16 protein-coding genes are annotated in these 15,891 nt (G+C 56.1%); 12 read left to right on the forward strand and 4 right to left on the reverse strand.

Annotated features, from left to right (window positions below; genetic code table 11):
* The 10 genes from DSM3645_RS18220 to DSM3645_RS18265 form a co-directional block, all read left to right on the forward strand.
* Window positions 1-700, forward strand: a 700-nt coding sequence (locus DSM3645_RS18220) for an SLC13 family permease (RefSeq protein WP_202594958.1), incomplete at its 5' end; no start/stop codon positions are given.
* A gap of 100 nt (window positions 701-800) precedes the next feature.
* Entirely contained in the window at window positions 801-1,205 is a 405-nt protein-coding gene (locus DSM3645_RS18225) for a Dabb family protein (protein WP_002653749.1), read from the forward strand.
* A gap of 15 nt (window positions 1,206-1,220) precedes the next feature.
* The gene (locus tag DSM3645_RS18230) at window positions 1,221-2,039 is read left to right on the forward strand and encodes an SDR family NAD(P)-dependent oxidoreductase (protein WP_081444885.1); all 819 of its coding nucleotides are present in this window, start codon (window positions 1,221-1,223) and stop codon (window positions 2,037-2,039) included.
* A gap of 122 nt (window positions 2,040-2,161) precedes the next feature.
* Window positions 2,162-3,742, forward strand: a complete 1,581-nt coding sequence (locus tag DSM3645_RS18235; protein WP_161603384.1) for an OprO/OprP family phosphate-selective porin — start codon at window positions 2,162-2,164, stop codon at window positions 3,740-3,742.
* A 52-nt stretch (window positions 3,743-3,794) separates the two neighbouring features.
* Window positions 3,795-4,337: a hypothetical protein gene (locus tag DSM3645_RS30980; protein ID WP_131282694.1), complete on the forward strand. Its 543-nt coding sequence runs from the start codon at window positions 3,795-3,797 to the stop codon at window positions 4,335-4,337.
* Window positions 4,338-4,633: 296 nt separating this feature from the next.
* Window positions 4,634-4,945 (forward strand): hypothetical protein, encoded by a 312-nt coding sequence (locus tag DSM3645_RS18245; protein ID WP_002653754.1) that lies wholly within the window; start codon window positions 4,634-4,636, stop codon window positions 4,943-4,945.
* Between the two features lie 202 nt (window positions 4,946-5,147).
* Window positions 5,148-5,804: a carbonic anhydrase gene (locus DSM3645_RS18250; RefSeq protein ID WP_040352774.1), complete on the forward strand. Its 657-nt coding sequence runs from the start codon at window positions 5,148-5,150 to the stop codon at window positions 5,802-5,804.
* 57 nt (window positions 5,805-5,861) lie between these two features.
* The gene (locus tag DSM3645_RS18255) at window positions 5,862-7,502 is read left to right on the forward strand and encodes a SulP family inorganic anion transporter (protein WP_002653756.1); all 1,641 of its coding nucleotides are present in this window, start codon (window positions 5,862-5,864) and stop codon (window positions 7,500-7,502) included.
* A gap of 69 nt (window positions 7,503-7,571) precedes the next feature.
* Window positions 7,572-8,390, forward strand: coding sequence for a universal stress protein (locus DSM3645_RS18260; RefSeq protein WP_002653757.1), 819 nt, complete (start codon window positions 7,572-7,574; stop codon window positions 8,388-8,390).
* A gap of 58 nt (window positions 8,391-8,448) precedes the next feature.
* On the forward strand, window positions 8,449-9,426 hold the full coding sequence (locus DSM3645_RS18265; protein WP_002653758.1) for a bestrophin family protein: 978 nt from the start codon (window positions 8,449-8,451) through the stop codon (window positions 9,424-9,426).
* Window positions 9,427-9,505: 79 nt separating this feature from the next.
* On the opposite strand, the gene DSM3645_RS28605 is transcribed toward DSM3645_RS18265, so the two are convergent.
* The 4 genes from DSM3645_RS28605 to DSM3645_RS18290 all read right to left on the reverse strand — a co-directional run bounded on the left by DSM3645_RS28605 (window position 9,506) and on the right by DSM3645_RS18290 (window position 14,593).
* Complete coding sequence (locus tag DSM3645_RS28605) at window positions 9,506-10,633, reverse strand: redoxin family protein (RefSeq protein WP_002653759.1); 1,128 nt, start codon at window positions 10,631-10,633, stop codon at window positions 9,506-9,508.
* Window positions 10,634-10,922: 289 nt separating this feature from the next.
* Window positions 10,923-12,194, reverse strand: a complete 1,272-nt coding sequence (locus DSM3645_RS18275; RefSeq protein ID WP_002653760.1) for a lactate racemase domain-containing protein — start codon at window positions 12,192-12,194, stop codon at window positions 10,923-10,925.
* A 754-nt stretch (window positions 12,195-12,948) separates the two neighbouring features.
* Window positions 12,949-13,191: a hypothetical protein gene (locus tag DSM3645_RS28610; RefSeq protein WP_002653762.1), complete on the reverse strand. Its 243-nt coding sequence runs from the start codon at window positions 13,189-13,191 to the stop codon at window positions 12,949-12,951.
* Window positions 13,178-14,593 (reverse strand): YeiH family protein, encoded by a 1,416-nt coding sequence (locus DSM3645_RS18290; RefSeq protein ID WP_002653763.1) that lies wholly within the window; start codon window positions 14,591-14,593, stop codon window positions 13,178-13,180. Before DSM3645_RS18290 ends, DSM3645_RS28610 begins: the two co-directional genes overlap by 14 nt.
* 112 nt (window positions 14,594-14,705) lie before the next feature.
* On the opposite strand from DSM3645_RS18290, the gene DSM3645_RS30515 reads away from it, so the two are divergent.
* Window positions 14,706-14,843 (forward strand): hypothetical protein, encoded by a 138-nt coding sequence (locus DSM3645_RS30515; RefSeq protein ID WP_002653764.1) that lies wholly within the window; start codon window positions 14,706-14,708, stop codon window positions 14,841-14,843.
* Between the two features lie 58 nt (window positions 14,844-14,901).
* Window positions 14,902-15,870, forward strand: a complete 969-nt coding sequence (locus DSM3645_RS18295) for an HNH endonuclease (RefSeq protein ID WP_002653765.1) — start codon at window positions 14,902-14,904, stop codon at window positions 15,868-15,870.
* Window positions 15,871-15,891: the final 21 nt, after the last annotated feature.

A 15,891-nucleotide genomic window follows, 5' to 3' on the forward strand; every position in this document is an offset into this window, starting at 1 on the left:
GCTGGAGAAGTTGGGGTCGATGTCAGCGGCGGAATGGCGCGTCGGAGGCATCTTTCTCGTTACGGCGCTGCTCTGGATCTTGCGCGAGCCGACCTCAGGCTGGGGCTGGGGACCCTTACTGCAGAGCAAGTATGCCGACGACGGCACCGCCGCGATCCTGATGGCGCTGCTTTGTTTCTATTTGCCCAGCGGAAAAGAAGATGGCAGTCGCTTGCTGCATTGGCAGTCAACAGTCCGAATTCCCTGGGGCGTTCTGCTGCTATTTGGCGGCGGTGTGGCGCTTGCTGGCGGATTGCATGAAACCGGGCTCGATCGATTTTTGGGGGAACGACTGGCCAGCATGATGACCGGCTTGTCGCCGATCGTCATGGCGGCGCTGACCGCCAGCGGGATGATCTGCTTGACCGAACTGACTTCGAATCTGGCGAGCGTGCAGATGCTGAATCCGATCTTGGCCAGTACGGCCGACGAGTTGCAGGTGAGCCCGCTGTTGTTGTTGATCCCCTCGACGCTGGCGGCGAGCTGCGCCTTCATGATGCCGGTGGCGACTCCCCCCAATGCAATCGTTTACAGTTCGGGTCGCGTGACCATGCGGCAGATGATCAAGGCCGGGTTCGTGTTAAACCTGGTTTCGCTGGCGCTGATTGTACTGGTGATTTCGACGATCGGGCCGCTGGTGTTCCATTCGTTGAAAATGTAGCCGCCAATCCGGGGGGCAATTTGTCGCGGGGTCGGCGCGTTGCTATCCTAGAGAGGGCCCATTTTATTGGACATACCTACCCTTGCTGAGAGAGTTCATCATGAATCGCGTCTTCTGTTATTCGATTTTCGCCTTGCTGGCGGTTACGGTGGTCGCCATGAATACGCGTTCGTTCGCCGATGACGCGGCTAAGCCGGAGAAGTTGTTGCGGCATGTCGTGATTTTCAAGTTCAAAGAGGGGGTAAAGCCTTCGGATCAGAAGATGGTCGAGGAAGCGTTCGCTGCGTTGCCCAGCAAGATCTCGCAGATCGCTGATTTTGAATGGGGCACGAACAACAGCCCCGAGATGCTCGACAAAGGTTTTACGCACTGCTTTTTGGTGACCTTCAAAAGCGAAGCGGATCGCGAAGCCTATTTGCCGCACGCCGCGCACAAAGAATTTGTCGAACTGTTGCTTCCCCATTTGGAAGAAGCGTTCGTCATCGATTACTGGGCTTCCAAGTAACTGACAATAAAGCAAATGACTATGCGACCGCGCGGAAACGTTCAATTTGATAACTCGGGTCGCGTCGTGTTGGTGACCGGAGGCGCTGGAGGAATTGGCTTGGCGATCTGCCAGGCGTTCGCCGCTTCGGGCGCGACGACCTACGCCGTCGACGTGTCTCAGCCCGAACCGGGGGTGGAACTGCCGGCCAAGCTGATCCTGGGCGACGTTTCGCAGCGCGAAGATTGCCAGCGCGTTGTCGCCCAAGTTGTCGAAGAAGCGGGCGCACTAGACGTGTTGGTTAACAACGCCGCGATCCAACCGCCTGACTCGTACCGAGCGATTGACCAGTTGTCGCCTGCGGTATGGGACAAGATGGTCGCGATCAATCTCTCTGGCTACACTTACATGGCGATGGCAGTTGCGGCGGTGATGCGCAAGCAACAAAGCGGCGTGATCGTTAATATGGCGAGCGCCCAAGGGCACCGGACAGCTCGCGAGGTGCCGGCCTATGGACCGATCAAAGCGGCCAATCTAATGCAGGCGAAGCAATGGGGCGTCGAGCTGGCGCGTGAAGGAGTGCGGGTCGTATCGGTTTCGCCGGGGGCGGTGGGAACTCCACTTTTGCGGGCGTCTCTCGCACAGCAAGGAGGAGAAGCTCCTTTAGCGAATCGACATCCTCTGGGGCGGATTGCTGAACCGCCCGAAATTGCGGCGGCCGTGATGTGGTTAGCTAGTGACGGCGCATCGTTCGTGACCGCTACAGATCTCGAAGTCGATGGTGGATTAGGCGCATTTGCCGCTTTTGCGGACCCTTTTTCTGTTACGACCATCCCTGGCCAAAACGATCACTGAAATCGTCACAGGCCGCGCGACTATCATTCGTGCAATCTTAATATTCGGTTATGCGGGCTCTTCCCGATGATCGCGACATAACGAAATTGTTTGTTCTACTTCGTATGTCACGGATGGCTGAAATGACGATGTTACCAAAAAGGATTGCTAGCACGGTTGCAGCGGGGCTTTTGCTGTACGGTGTGACGCATTTCGCTGTGCCAGCTTTGGCTCAGGAGACGTACTTTAGCAGCTATGCCGCTGAGCAGTATGTGTCGCCACCAGATGAATTCAGCCGGCGTCTTATGGAGTTGGAGCGGCGAATTGATCAGTTAGACGCACCGCCGCAACCCGCGATGACGGCTCCGCAGGTTCCGGCCGGCGCGATGCCGAACATGCAAAACATCCAAAACGTGCCGACGACGAACGTTGGGCACTTGATGGAACGCATCGAACGCCTGGAAGCGGCCCAGACCGTTCAAAGTGCTCAGATCGCGAAAGTCGCGGAAGACTACGTCCCGCCGACGAAACCGACGTTCAAGATCGGCGGTCGCGTCCACTTTGACACATGGGACTTTCCTAGCAATACGCCGGGGATTGGCTTTTTCGAAAATCCCGCGACCGGCAATGATCCCGAGAATCGCTGGGCGTTTCGACGCGTCCGCCTAGAAACGAGCGGGGATGCCTTTGAGACGATGTTGTGGCGCATCCAGGTCGACTTCGCCGATCCCAACGATCCCGCGATCAAGGATGTTTATATCGGCTGGGACGAACTGCCAGGCAATACGACGGTGCTGCTGGGTAATCAAAAACGTCCGCTTGGTTTGGACGCGTTGAATAGTTCGCGGTTCAACATCTTTATGGAGCGACCGCTAGTAGTGGAAGCGTTCAACGAAGATGCACGTCGTCTTGGGCTGTGCGGCTACAGCTACTCAGACGACCTGGTCTACAATTGGCGCTACGGCATTTTCAATATGGAGAACGTGTCCGGCACCGGGGCCTATCTGGGCGATGCGTTTCAAGGAAGCGGCAACGCTCGCTTGGCGAGCAGCCCTTGGTATGACGATTCGTCCGGCGGACGTGGTTATTACCACTGGGCGATCGCCGGGATGGTGGCCAATCCTGATGGAGATGTGTTGGCGACCACGCCGCATTCCAATCAAGGACGTTTTCGTACGCGGCCTGAGGCCCGCTCGTCCAGTCGCTGGATTGATACCGGGGCCATTGCGGGCGCCGACTGGTACGAAGTATTTGCTTTGGAGTCGATGCTGAATGTCGGCGCTTGGAACTTCTGCGGCGAATATCAAACGACTTGGCTGCAGCGTGACAACGGCATGAGCGACGTCAACTTCCATGGCGGCTATTTGCAGGCCGCTTACTTCTTGACCGGCGAGCACATGGCGTATGACCGCAAGAGCAGCACGCTCTCGCGCACGAAGCCGTTCGAGAATTTCTTCCTGGTTCCTGATTGCAACGGCAACTTTGGAACCGGTTGGGGCGCCTGGCAAATTGCTGCACGTATCTCTTACTTGGATCTGTCCGACGACAATATCCAAGGAGGCGTCGAGACCAACGCGACGCTAGGTTTGAACTGGCTATGGACTTCGCACTCGAAGATGCAGTTCAACGCGATCTACGGCGACATCAGCGAGCACAGGCCGGTAGGCGGCTACACCGGAGGCAACTTCTGGGTCATGGGTTGTCGCTTTATGGTTGATTTCTAAACCGGACGAATCAAAAACAATCGCCTCGGCGAAAGATAGAAGGATGGATACTATGCGACGGATTGCAATTTACTTTTTGTTGGCTGGACTGGCGCTGTGTGTGAACACCGCCAATAGCGGCGAAGCGATGGTTGGCGGCTGCGGCAGACCCACGGTGCATGGCAATTGCTGCTGTGAGCATCCCTGTTGGGAGTGCGCCCCCTATCTGTTGAAGAAATCATGCGAAGAAGAAAAAGAGCATTGCTGGACAACGCGCTGCAAGCAAATCGAAATCCCGCCGGTTCGATTTCCATGGGAAAAATCAGATTGCTGCGGATGTGAGCCGCCGCTGGTGAAATGCGGCAAGGTTCGCACCGTCAATCAACTGTGGCAGAACGAATACAAAGTTTCGGTACCGAAATTTGAATGGATTCGCACGTGCCTTCAATCGTGCGTTCCCTGCAGCAGCGCTCCGGTAGAAGTCCAGCAGTCTGCCGGCGACCCGCCGCTGCCGCCGACTCCGCCGATGGTTCCGCCGGTCAGCGCCCAAGTAGTTCCGCAGTACGATATTTTGCCGAGTGGATATGTGGTCCCGGTGCTGCTTCCGGCCCAATAGCTCTCGCGTTGCGTTCCGTTTGAGATCGGCTTGCCTGCGGCGCGACGCTTCGCCTGCAGGCGAGCCTCTTTTATGGCGAGAAAAAAAGAGGTTGCAAGAATTCATACGCGGTGAACTTTCGCCGAAATCTCTTGGTGTGATTCAGGTTGCGTTCTATCTTCGCCGCTCTCTCGCGAAGAAAACCGGCTTGACTTTGCTAGGCTGCCGAACGTAAAGTTGAAATACATCATCTTGGCGGACTCTCTCGCGGATTCGCCATCTTGTCCGATTTCAAACATGAACAAGAAGGGAGTGCAATGAGACGAATCAATCGCCGATCGCCTTTGCCAATCGCTCCTTTTCTATTCATGATGTTTGCGATGATTGTCGGGACGATCTCGCCTCCGCGATCGCTGGCCGAGCAAGAGACGGAGACTTCGCGAGAAGTTGAAGTCGTACTGCTGGGCCAAATCGTGTCGGTCGAATTTCGACCCAAGATCACCGCGGACGATCGATCTGCCGATTTTCTGTCGGCTCCGCTCCCTGGACGTATCTCTCGGGCTGCATTTAGCGGCATCCGAGGCGAACGAAGCGCTTGGAACGGGATTGGCGCGGCGCTGCGCATTTAAACCTGCGTATTTCTTGGCCTCTTCTTGGCCCTGCGTTCATGCGTTGAGTTGAACGCTCCTACATCGTGACTCCGGCATCTGCTGCGCACTCACCATTTCTCTGACGTTATCGCGGAGATGGTTGCGCGTCGCTGCTGGAATCTTCCAGATCTACGTAACGCTAGTTGGGCGCGTGTCGATGCGCCGAGTGAATATTCGAACCATGCAGAAACTAATCAGCGGACTCAGTCAATTTCAGAAATCGGACTATCAGCACAAGCAGTCTTTGTTTGCGGAGCTTGCCCATGGGCAGTCGCCGCACACGCTGTTTATCACTTGTTCGGACTCGCGTATCGACCCGAACCTGATCACGAGAAGCGATCCCGGCGATATCTTCGTGTTACGAAACGCGGGAAATCTGATTCCGCGGAAAGGTCAAGCGAGCGGGGAAGCGGCGACGATCGAATATGCGATCAAGGCCCTCAAGGTTCAGGACATCGTCGTCTGCGGACACTCTGGATGCGGCGCAATGAACGCCGTTCTTCAAGCCGGGTCGTGTGACGAACTTCCCGCTGTCGCCGCGTGGCTGCAAAACACGGATGGCTTGACGCAGCGAACATTGCAACGCAACGGGGAGCAGTCGCCTGAGCGGATGTTGGAACTGGTCATCCAAGAGAATGTCCGAATGCAGTTGGAAAACCTGGAAGCGATGCGCTGCGTCGCTGACGCATTGTCGAGCGACCAGGTCCAGTTGCATGGTTGGGCGTATGACATTGGATCTGGCAATGTGGAAATGCTTGACCGAGAGCAAGACGCGTTTGTGCCGCTAAGCGAAGCGACGTTTGGCGAGATCGACGGTTCGACATCGGGTTACGCCTAATGATTGACTCTGACGCTTTCCCTCGTTTCAAAACAACTTCGCGATAAGGCGTTTTCCATGTCCGACAGTTCCAATGGTCCTCCATTTTTTAGCTGGGCGACGATCAAGAATGACGTCTTTCCATCGATTGTCGTATTTTTAGTCGCGCTGCCCCTTTGTCTGGGCATCGCGATTGCGTCGGGAGCGCCCCCTGCGGCTGGGCTCATCTCTGGCATCGTGGGCGGATTGGTGGTTGGTTTTTTTGCGGGAGCTCCGCTGCAAGTCAGCGGACCTGCAGCCGGTTTGACGGTGCTGGTCTATGGCTTGTTTGAGAAGTTTGACATCAAGCTTGTCATGCTAGTGATCGTGGTCGCCGGTGTGATGCAAATTGTCGCCGGCTTCCTGAAGTTTGGGCAGTGGTTTCGCGCGGTTTCGCCGGCGGTGGTGAAGGGGATGCTGGCCGGAATCGGGGTCCTGATTTTTTGCAGTCAGTTTCACATCATGATCGACGATCAGCCGCGGAAAGAGTTGGTGATCGGCGGCGTTCATTTGGAAGCCGGCCTGGCGAATCTGCTGACGATTCCCCAGGCGATTGGTCGCGTGTTTGCGTTTGACGAATCGAAGTCGCACCATCTTGCGGCGGGACTTGGTTTGTTCACGATTGCGGTGATCGTGTTCTGGAAAATGGCCCCGAAGAAATTTCAGCTGATTCCCGGGCCGCTGTTAGGCGTCGTGTTGGCGACGTTGTTCTCCGAGCTCTTTGACGTCCCGATCAAGCGGCTGGAGGCGAGCATTCCCGCGAACTTCTTCAGCAGTCTCGTCTTTCCCGATCTCGGCATCTGGATGTCGGCGCCGGTGATCGAGATCCTGATGGCGGCCGCCGGCGTCGCGTTGATCGCCAGCGCTGAGACGCTCTTGTGCGCCACCGCGGTCGATCAAATGCACGAAGGGGAGCGAACTAACTACGATCGCGAGTTGATAGCTCAGGGATTGGGCAATTCGGTCTGCGGGTTGATCGGCGGATTGCCGCTGACCGGAGTGATCGTGCGCAGCGCCGCCAACGTCTCGGCTGGCGGAAAGTCGCGCTGGTCCGCGATCATGCACGGGGGCTGGCTGCTCCTCTTTGTGGCGTTCCTGCCCTTCCTCTTGAAGCAAATTCCTGTCGCCAGTTTGGCGGCCGTGTTGGTCTATACCGGCTATAAGCTGGTGAACCCCGCTTCGATACGCGAATTGGCCAAGTATGGACGGAGTGAGGTCTTTATCTATTTCGCCACCATGATCACGATTGTCGCGACCGATTTGTTAATCGGCGTCGTCACCGGCATCGTGTTGGCCGCATGCAAGTTGTTGTATGTCTTCTCGCGCTTGGAAATACGCCGCGAGGGAGATCCCGCTGCGGGCAAGTTGACGTTGCGGTTGATCGGAACCGCGACGTTTATGCGACTGCCGGCGTTGGCTTCGGAACTGGAGCACGTTCCAGGCAACGTCGAACTGCATGTCAATTTCGAGCAGCTGAACTACATCGATCATGCTTGTCTCGATTTGCTGATGTCTTGGGAGAAGCAGCATGAAGCGTCAGGCGGAAGCTTAGTGATCGACTGGGATGGACTAGCGGCTCGTTTTCATGAGCGCTACGCCGAAAAAAATCGAGGAGAGTCCGCCCGCGAAGCAAGTGGTGCAGATGAACGCTCGATCGACGAAACCCTACGGTCGAAGTAGGCGTGAATTCGAGTTTCGACGGTTTCTCTGCATGTTCATTCTTGATTCAAAATTAAAGGCGTTTCTGTGATGAAGAATCTGTTAGTTCATCTCTGCAATTCCAGTCGTACAAAGTCGGTGGTTGAAACGGCCGTAAAATTGGCGAGCGTCGCCCAGGCGAGGATTCGCGGCGTATCGATTTTGGATACGCGTACTTTTTTCGAAAAGGCAGGGATCGAGTCGGCGGCCTATGCTGGGGTTGAAGCGACACGAATGACTCTGACGCATCGTCGCCAGATGCAATCGCGCGAGGAGTTTCTCAGCGTATGTCGAAGCAGCCGAGTTCACTGCGATGTAGTGGACGTTCGCGGCGATCCGATCGAGTTGCTCGCTGACGAGGCGAAGTATAACGATTTGACGATCGTTTCTTACGGAAGAACCCCGCATCGCCATGATGTGGGACTCTCTGCGCACGAATTGATGGAGTTGGCGCAGCGCGGCGCGCACCCGCTGCTTGTGCTGCGGCGGAAGCCGGTGGAGCTCGACCGCGTCTTGTTGATTTACGACGGATCCAACGCTTCAAGCCGGTCCATTCGTTCGTTCTTGTCGCAACATGCCGCCTATCTCGGCAACCAGTATCGCTTGTTATGCGTCGGCGAAGCGGCCAGCCCGCAAAGCGGCGCGTATCGCGCGATGCTGCAATACTGCCGATCGCGGATGGAGACGCTAGAAGTAGGGTGTTTGCCTGGCTCGCCGGTGAAAACCGCCGCGAAATACGCCCAGAAATGGGAGGCCGATTTACTGGTGCTGGGAGTCGCCAGGACGAGCAGTTGGTGGGGTTCGCCATTTGGCCAGCTAGGCAGCGACATATTGCAGCATACGGAATTGGCCATTTACGCCTACGCCTAAGCCGAGATGTCGATCGCCGCAAATATAAAACGCATTGTTTCAGGAGTAGTATTTCTCTATGCCACGCTTTGAATTTTGGCGCGAAGTTTTTCGATTGCGAGGATCAGCGACGCCCCTGATTTTGGGACGCCTATTGGGTTTTACGTTGTTCGCCGCAGTGGTCACGGCGATCATGACCTACTTGGAAGCGACGCACATTTTGGCCAATTCGCATTACGAATACATCGGGGCCGTTTTGGCGCTGCTGTTAGTTTTGCGAACCAACGCCGGATACGATCGGTGGTACGAAGCGCGCAAAGTATGGGGAGGGATTGTCAATCAATCTCGCAATCTCGGACAAATCGGCGTTATTTATGGTCCGCAGGATCGTCAGTGGCGCGAATCGTATTTGCGCTGGGTCGCCGCGTTTTCCGCCGTTTGTCGACATAGTTTGCGCAAGCAAACCAGCTTTGATGAGATCAAAGATCTCGTGAAAATCGTCGGGAGAGTGGAAACGGAACGCTTGGCCCAGTGCAATCATATGCCGATGTACGTCGTGCGGCGGATTGCTGAAATGCTGAAGCAAGCGGTGGACGAGAGTCAGCTGGATCGATTCTACTTTCTCAAAGCAGAAGAGGAGCGTGCTCGCCTGATCGACCATATCGGCATGTGTGAGCGTATTTTAGCGACCCCTTTGGCGCTGGCGTTCTCGATCAAGATCCGGCGGTTCCTGTTTCTCTATTTGTCGTTTCTGCCGCTGGCCTTGGTCGACTATGTCGGCGTCTTCACCCCGCTGATGACGCTGCTGGTCGCTTACCCGCTGCTGTCACTCGATCAAATTGGGGTCGAGTTGCAGGATCCATTTTCTCATCGCCGTTTAAATCACCTTCCACTGGGTGATATTTCGACCATGATCCGTAACAACTTATTCGCTTCGTTGGAGGACCTGCCAGAAATGGTCCCTTTTGAAGAGAAGGATATGGAAATCGAAATCGAAGAAGTTCGCAAGCCGAACACCATTCGAAGCTTCGCGGTCAATTCAACGGTCAGCAGCTAAACTGGCGATGTCAAAAAAGAGCGGCGCTGGAAATGATTCCAGCGCCGCTTTGGCGTTTGATTGCAGAGTGAAGGTTGGCTTAGCTCTCGCCGAGCAACTCTTTCACCTTCGCTTCGATCGCTTTAGCGTTGGCTTCGCCGGAACCAACTTTGACCAACGCAATTTTTCCTTCTTTGTCGATCAAGACGATGTGCGGAATTCCGCTCACGCCGTAATACTTCGACATTTTGCCTTCGGGATCGATCGCAAAGACATGCTTTAGTTCGTGCGAAGCGGCGAATTTTTGCAGCATGACCTGCTCATCTTCGTGCGAAACTTCCGCGTCTTGCGACGGCGCCGGAGCCATCCGTTCCTCGTTCCAGCCGTAGTTGTAATAGCCGGTCACGCCGATGATCTCGAGACCTTTGTCGCCGTATTCTTTTTCGAGCTCACGCAGGTGCGGGAAGGTCGCAATGCAGGGGCCGCACCAAATCGCGAAGAAGTCGAGCATCACGACTTTGCCCTTCAGTTCGGCGTCGGTTAGCGGAGCGCCGTTCACCCAGGCTTCGGCCGAAAGCGGCATCGCCGGCTTGCCGACGAGTTCTTCCAGACGTTTCTGACGTTCGATCGCAGCCGTCAATCGTGACAAGGTGAGTTTGGCGCTGGTGACGGCCGTTTTGACGGCGGGGACTTCGGTCTTTTCGGCGAGCGAATCGAGATAGGCGGTTTCTTCCGTCAAGCGTTTGTCGGCTGTTTTCCAGTCATCGCCGAGCGTGCCGGCGAGCTCCATCATCACTTTCATGCCGTACTTGCCGACAAGCTCCGCGTCTTCCGGCGCGGCGGCGATTTTTTCGCGAAGATCGGCCAGCGACATCGCCTGCAGTTCGATACGATCGGTGAACGTGTCCAGGATGTTATCAACTTGAGCAAAGAAATTGACCGCTTTTTCGTCGGTTGGTTTCAGTTGCGAAAGCGTTTTCTTCATCTCGCCCAATTGCTTGATAGCGCCGTCGGCGTCTTCGCCGGCCTTCCGCATGATGGCGCCGAGATTCTTCTGCAAATAGGCGTTCAGCGCCTCGACGTTATTGGGATCGGCCTTCAGTTGATCCAGCGGATCGGTTGCTGCTTGGGTTTCATCCGCCGTCGCGTCTTCGGCCGCATAGAGCAGCGAGACGCACGGTAAAGCGGCCAGCAGCAATGCGGCCAAAGTCAGGTGCGATAATTTCATGCAATTTCCTTTAGCGGTATGTGTTTGAAGCGACCTGGCAGCGTGCCCTGTCGGCGGATCGCTTGGGGGGGCGGCGCTATTGTAACGCCGCGTTTGGGCTCAAGTTGGTTAAGTCTTGAACATTCGACGCCTGATAGTCATTGATATCCCCTACGTGCCAGATTAACAACGCGAAGTTCATCGCTTTGCATAAAAATCGATCAACGTGTGGGATTTGTACAACCGTAATTGGTCGCTGCAGCGTTTTGGGGGAAAGTCGCACGCCGCAGTTTGTCGGGGAAACCGGCGGTTAAGGTAGCCACTTAGTGACCGCAGGAAGCATCCCGGCGCTATCTAGCGGCATTTCCCGCGGCTGAAACAGCACTTCCAGTTCGCTGCGCGACGTCACTTCGTCCAGATACGCCTCGCTGCAGACGACTTCATCGATCGCAAGCGTGTGGGGGATCCACATGATGCGGGCTTCGTGCGGGGGGCGTAGACCGATAGTTTGCAGCGCGTTTTCCAAGATTTCGCGGTCGGTGTCGTAGTGGATCGGAATCATCGCCGCCGTCACGTGCCCTGACGTGATGCTATTGATGTTGGTGATGTTGCGATCCATTTGGTCGACCATGCGCGTCAGACAGAACTCGCACATGCCGATCCCCGAGGCGTTGCCGTGCGTTTCTTCGGTCAGACCGCGCAAAACGATCCGTTTGACGCGGGGCGTTTCGTCGCCGGTTGCGGCATGGTCATTAAACTTGCGGCCGACGATGTTGGTGTCCATGCCGGCGCCGCTGATGTTTTTGCCGATCTCATCGACGATCAGCACGTCGGCTTCTTCAAACGGCAGCTTCGGCAGTAAGCTATTGGCCAGTCGCAGCAGTTCTGGCTCGCGCTGTTCGATTTCGTCAGCCGGCACGCCGATGATGTGTCCTGTTTCGTCATAGCCATTTTCGATGATGGCCAGACCGCACAGAATATTGCACTGGCTCAGCACTTCGCGGGCGACGCTTTGCACAATCTGCGTAAAGCTGTTGTCCATGATCGCTTTGTGATAGACCTTGGCGCCGTTGTGCTTGCCTAGTCCGATCAGCATCATCTTCATCAATCCGCTTTGGATTTCGCCGGTGAAATCGGTATGCGCTTTGACGCGGCCGCAAACGATGACGTGATCGGCCTGCGAAGCATGCTTGTCAAAGTGAACCGGAAAACCTTCCTTCGCTTGGCAGACGACGATCGTCTCCATGCTGGCGCGAATTTCGCATCCGCAGTACTCCGGCGTGATTCCATACGAAGCGAGCACGCCGACCTGACCGTCGGCGGTTCCCCCGCCGTGGCTTCCCATCGCCGGCACAATAAACGGCTTGGCGCCGATCTCTTTTAGATGGTCGACGATCGCTTTGATGATCTCTTTGATGTTGGCGATGCCGCGGCTGCCGGCGGTGATCGCGACCGTTTCGCCTGGCTTTACCTTCGCGCTCAACTCCAGCTTGGTGAGTTGGCGATCGACTTCGCCGATGACATCGGTCACCAGAGGGCGCGGGAAGGTTTGACGCAGACGGAAGAGTTTGGGGAATTGCATAGATCTGTGCGCAGGATCAACGTGGGTGGGCAAAACAGTATTCTACCGGCCAATGTGCGAATCGTCGATTGACGTCGGGCTGCAGCGTCTAAGGTCGTGCTCGGAGCGGAAACGGACTTGAGAAATGTCTCATGTCGAAGGACGAATGAAAGATCCGAGCAGCATCGATCTCCGGTTCTTCTTTAGACATTCGTACTTAGAAATTAGTCATTCATGGTCGGTTGGACCGGACCGCCGCGTTTTCCCGTTCGAAAGGTTGGACTGGACCGGACCGCCGTGTTTTCTCGTGCGAAAGGTTGGACTGGACTGGACCGCCGCGTTTTCTCGTTCGAAAGGTTGGACTGGACTGGACCGCCGCGTTTTCTCGTTCGAAAGGTTGGACTGGACCGGACCGCCGTGTTTTCTCGTTCGAAAGGTTGGACTGGACCGAACCGCCGTATTTTCTCGTTCGAAAGGTTGGACTGGACCGGACCGCTTTGGTTTTTCTGGGTGGGCCTGCGGACGGGAAGTCGAATCGGCGACGAATGTCTGCTCCCCCAATCCCTCTCTCCGAGGTCTCGTGTGGGCCGCCCAATCATGATCTTTGGATTCGGAATGAAAGCAGCGCATAAAACCCCCTGGCTCGTTAACCGATTTGGCCTACGCGCAAACGGGAATTGATGGCTAATTCTCCGCTTGTAATCGACCCCAAGTCCGTACGCTATGTCAAGCGACAAAAATTGGTGATCCTAGGAGAGCCGTCGATCGGGTCAATCTACTTTTGCGGCTGCAAAAACAGATGCGGCTCGAGTTCGCTATAGAACATCGCGCTGGGATCGATTCCGGCGGCTTGCATCGTTTCAATGTGTCGTTTGACCGGCGGCGTTTCGGCGACCTGTGGCAAGAGGACCAGCCAAATGACGGCGACCGCGCCGACTGCGATCAGCAGTCGGGTCCAGCGGCGGCGCCGATCTGCTGGTCCGCCGGGTGCTTCGTCCTGGGGATTAGCTGGGGCCACTGAGCATCTTCTCGATGTAGTCGCGGAATAGCCAGCCGAACATGACATAGGCCATGATAAAGGTCAGCAGCAGATTGAGCGTTTGGCCGCAGAGATACAAGATCAACGGCTTACCCCCTTTTAAGTAGGCGGAAAGCTCGCGGAAGTTGGTCTCTAGACCGATGCTGACAAACGCCAGGCAAAAGAGCCAGCCGCGCAGCGCTTTGGTCAGGTCGGTCGTCGCTTTGACTTGCTGATCGCCGGCGGTGACGAAGTAGGCGATCGATGAAAAGACGATCGACGCCAGCACGAAGCCGAGCACAAATTTGGGGAAGCGGTACCAGATTTCCATCGCACTGGGACGCGCTCCATCTTTGGTCTTTTCGACAAACGCGACCCAGTAGAGAGCGACGCCGAAAGCGACGACGCCGATCAACACGTTTTGAATCATCTTGACGGTGACGGCCACTTTTTCGGCGCGTTCGCCCAACGCGTTGCCGGCGGCGACCACCGCGCCGGTCGCGTCAATCGTGCCGCCGATCCAAGCTCCGCCGACCAGATCGTCAATCGCAAACAATTTGATCAAGATCGGTTGGACGACCATCATGATCACCGTAAACGTGAGGGACATTCCAATCGCGAGCGAGAGTTCTTCTTTCTTGGCGCGGCAAGCTGCCCCGGTGGCGATCGCCGCCGAAACCCCGCAGACCGACATATCGGCCGAGATCACCATGTTGAGCGAGGGAGAAGCGATTCGCAAAATCTTTTGCCCAAAGATAAAAGTGGTGATCAACACGATCGGCGTCACGATCCACGCGACCGCGATGCCGGGTACCGACAACGCGAATAGTTTGGCCAGCAAGACTTCAGCGCCCAGTAGCACCAGACCCGTCTTGATGTAGAACTCGGTTTTGACCGCCGGCTTCCAGGACTCTGGCGTGCCGATCGTATTGCTGATGATTAAACCGACCAGCAGCGCCCAGAGCGCGTACTCCAAGTTGTAATGCTTGATGACCGTTTGCGTGGAAAGCAGATAGGCGAGCAGAGCCAACAGAAAGATTACCGGAAACGCCGCGGCGAACCCGGCGACGGATTTTCCCATGATCCCTTGTGCTGCAGCGAAAATCGCCAGCAAGACGCCGCCTATCGCGATCATCCCCGGCAGCAGCGATTGGTCCCCTTTGCGAAACGCCGTGAGCGGATTATTGGTCCATGACCCCGGTTTGACGATCCACGACTTTAGCGAACTAGCGGCCGTGACAGTCGCTTCGCCGCCGGCTTCGCCGGGAGTTGAAGTTATCTGCACCGAGAAAAAGATGACCGCCAAAATCAACGCGCCTAGCCAGATCGCCCACCAATCTTCGGCGGTGCGCATCTCGTACAGCAGTGGACGACGTTCGGCGGGCGCAGGAGTGTCGCTCATCAGGTGTGGTCAAATTGGGGTGGGATCGAAGGGGGAAGCGTTCGATTATCACGGCAGAAAATGATGCGGGTCAACCCTTCTTATTGACTTTGACCCGCCGAAATGTCCTGAAATGGCGCCAGATTCCAGCGTAGCGGTACGGGAAGAATATGCCGATTGGCGCGATTTGACGATCTGCACGCTGGGCCGACAGTCGGAAATTGCCGAGCTAGGCCGAGAGAACGCGACTTGCCGCAACGGCGCGGCGTAGTTTTCTGATAGAGCGGTTTGCGCCGCAAATACGATGGAACTCACCGAAAGGGAATGCTGTGTCCTCAGCCGATTCAACTCTTGCCTCTCAGCCGACGAAAAATGACGTCGAGTCGCGCGTACGTTCGCTTATCGAACTGCTGGAAAACTCGCTGACGCAAAATCCGGAGACGTTTTCGATATCGACGGCGCTTCCAGTTCAGTCGTATGAGCCGCAACTGCTGGACCAAGCGAAGCAGGCAGTTTATCGAAAGGTGATCGAACGCGCGTGGGAAGATGGACAGTTTACCCGCGACGAGCAGCAGACCGCGCGTTGGATCGCCGAGCGGTTAGAGCTGCCGGAAGGGGAGTTCGCCGCCATTGAATTGGATCTTGCCAAAAAGCAATTCGCCGCCGCGCTGGGACGCGCGATGTCGGACGGCTCGCTCGACGCCGACGATGAACGGCGCTTGCAGAAGATCAGCGATACGATCGGCATGCCGATGGCGACGTTCGCCGGCGTCTTTTTTCACGCGGAAGGAGAGAAGTTTCTCCGCAGCATGTTTCTGGAAGCGGTCGCCGACAATCATTTGCTGACCGAAGAATGGGGTGCGCTATTGAGCACCGCCAACAAGTTGGGGATCTCGCATCACGAGTTTTTGCAGGCGATTCGGCATCAGACGCGTGAATTTGTCGAGCATGTGATTGTCGACGCGAAAGCGGATGGAGAGATTTCGGCACATGAAGAAGAGACGATGGTTTGGCTGCTTCAGCAATTAGAAATGCCGTCCGACTTTTGTCAGTACGCTGTCAGCGAGATGGCTCGCGTGCAGTCGCGAGTGCAGTCGACGCAGGCGTTAGAAGTGGTGACGATCCCTCCTCAGTTGCGGACTCGAATCTGGCGTAAATACAACGGCCGCTGCGCCGCGTGCAGCGCCGGCGATTATTTGGAGATGGTGCGAATCATCCCGAAGTCGATGGGGGGCGGAGACGATGAAAGCAACATTCAACTGCTTTGCCGCCGCTGCTTGGGACAAACGCACGCTTAAACGGACGCTCAAGAATCGCAC

The sequence above is a fragment of the Blastopirellula marina DSM 3645 genome (genome assembly GCF_000153105.1).
Lineage (GTDB): Bacteria > Planctomycetota > Planctomycetia > Pirellulales > Pirellulaceae > Blastopirellula > Blastopirellula marina.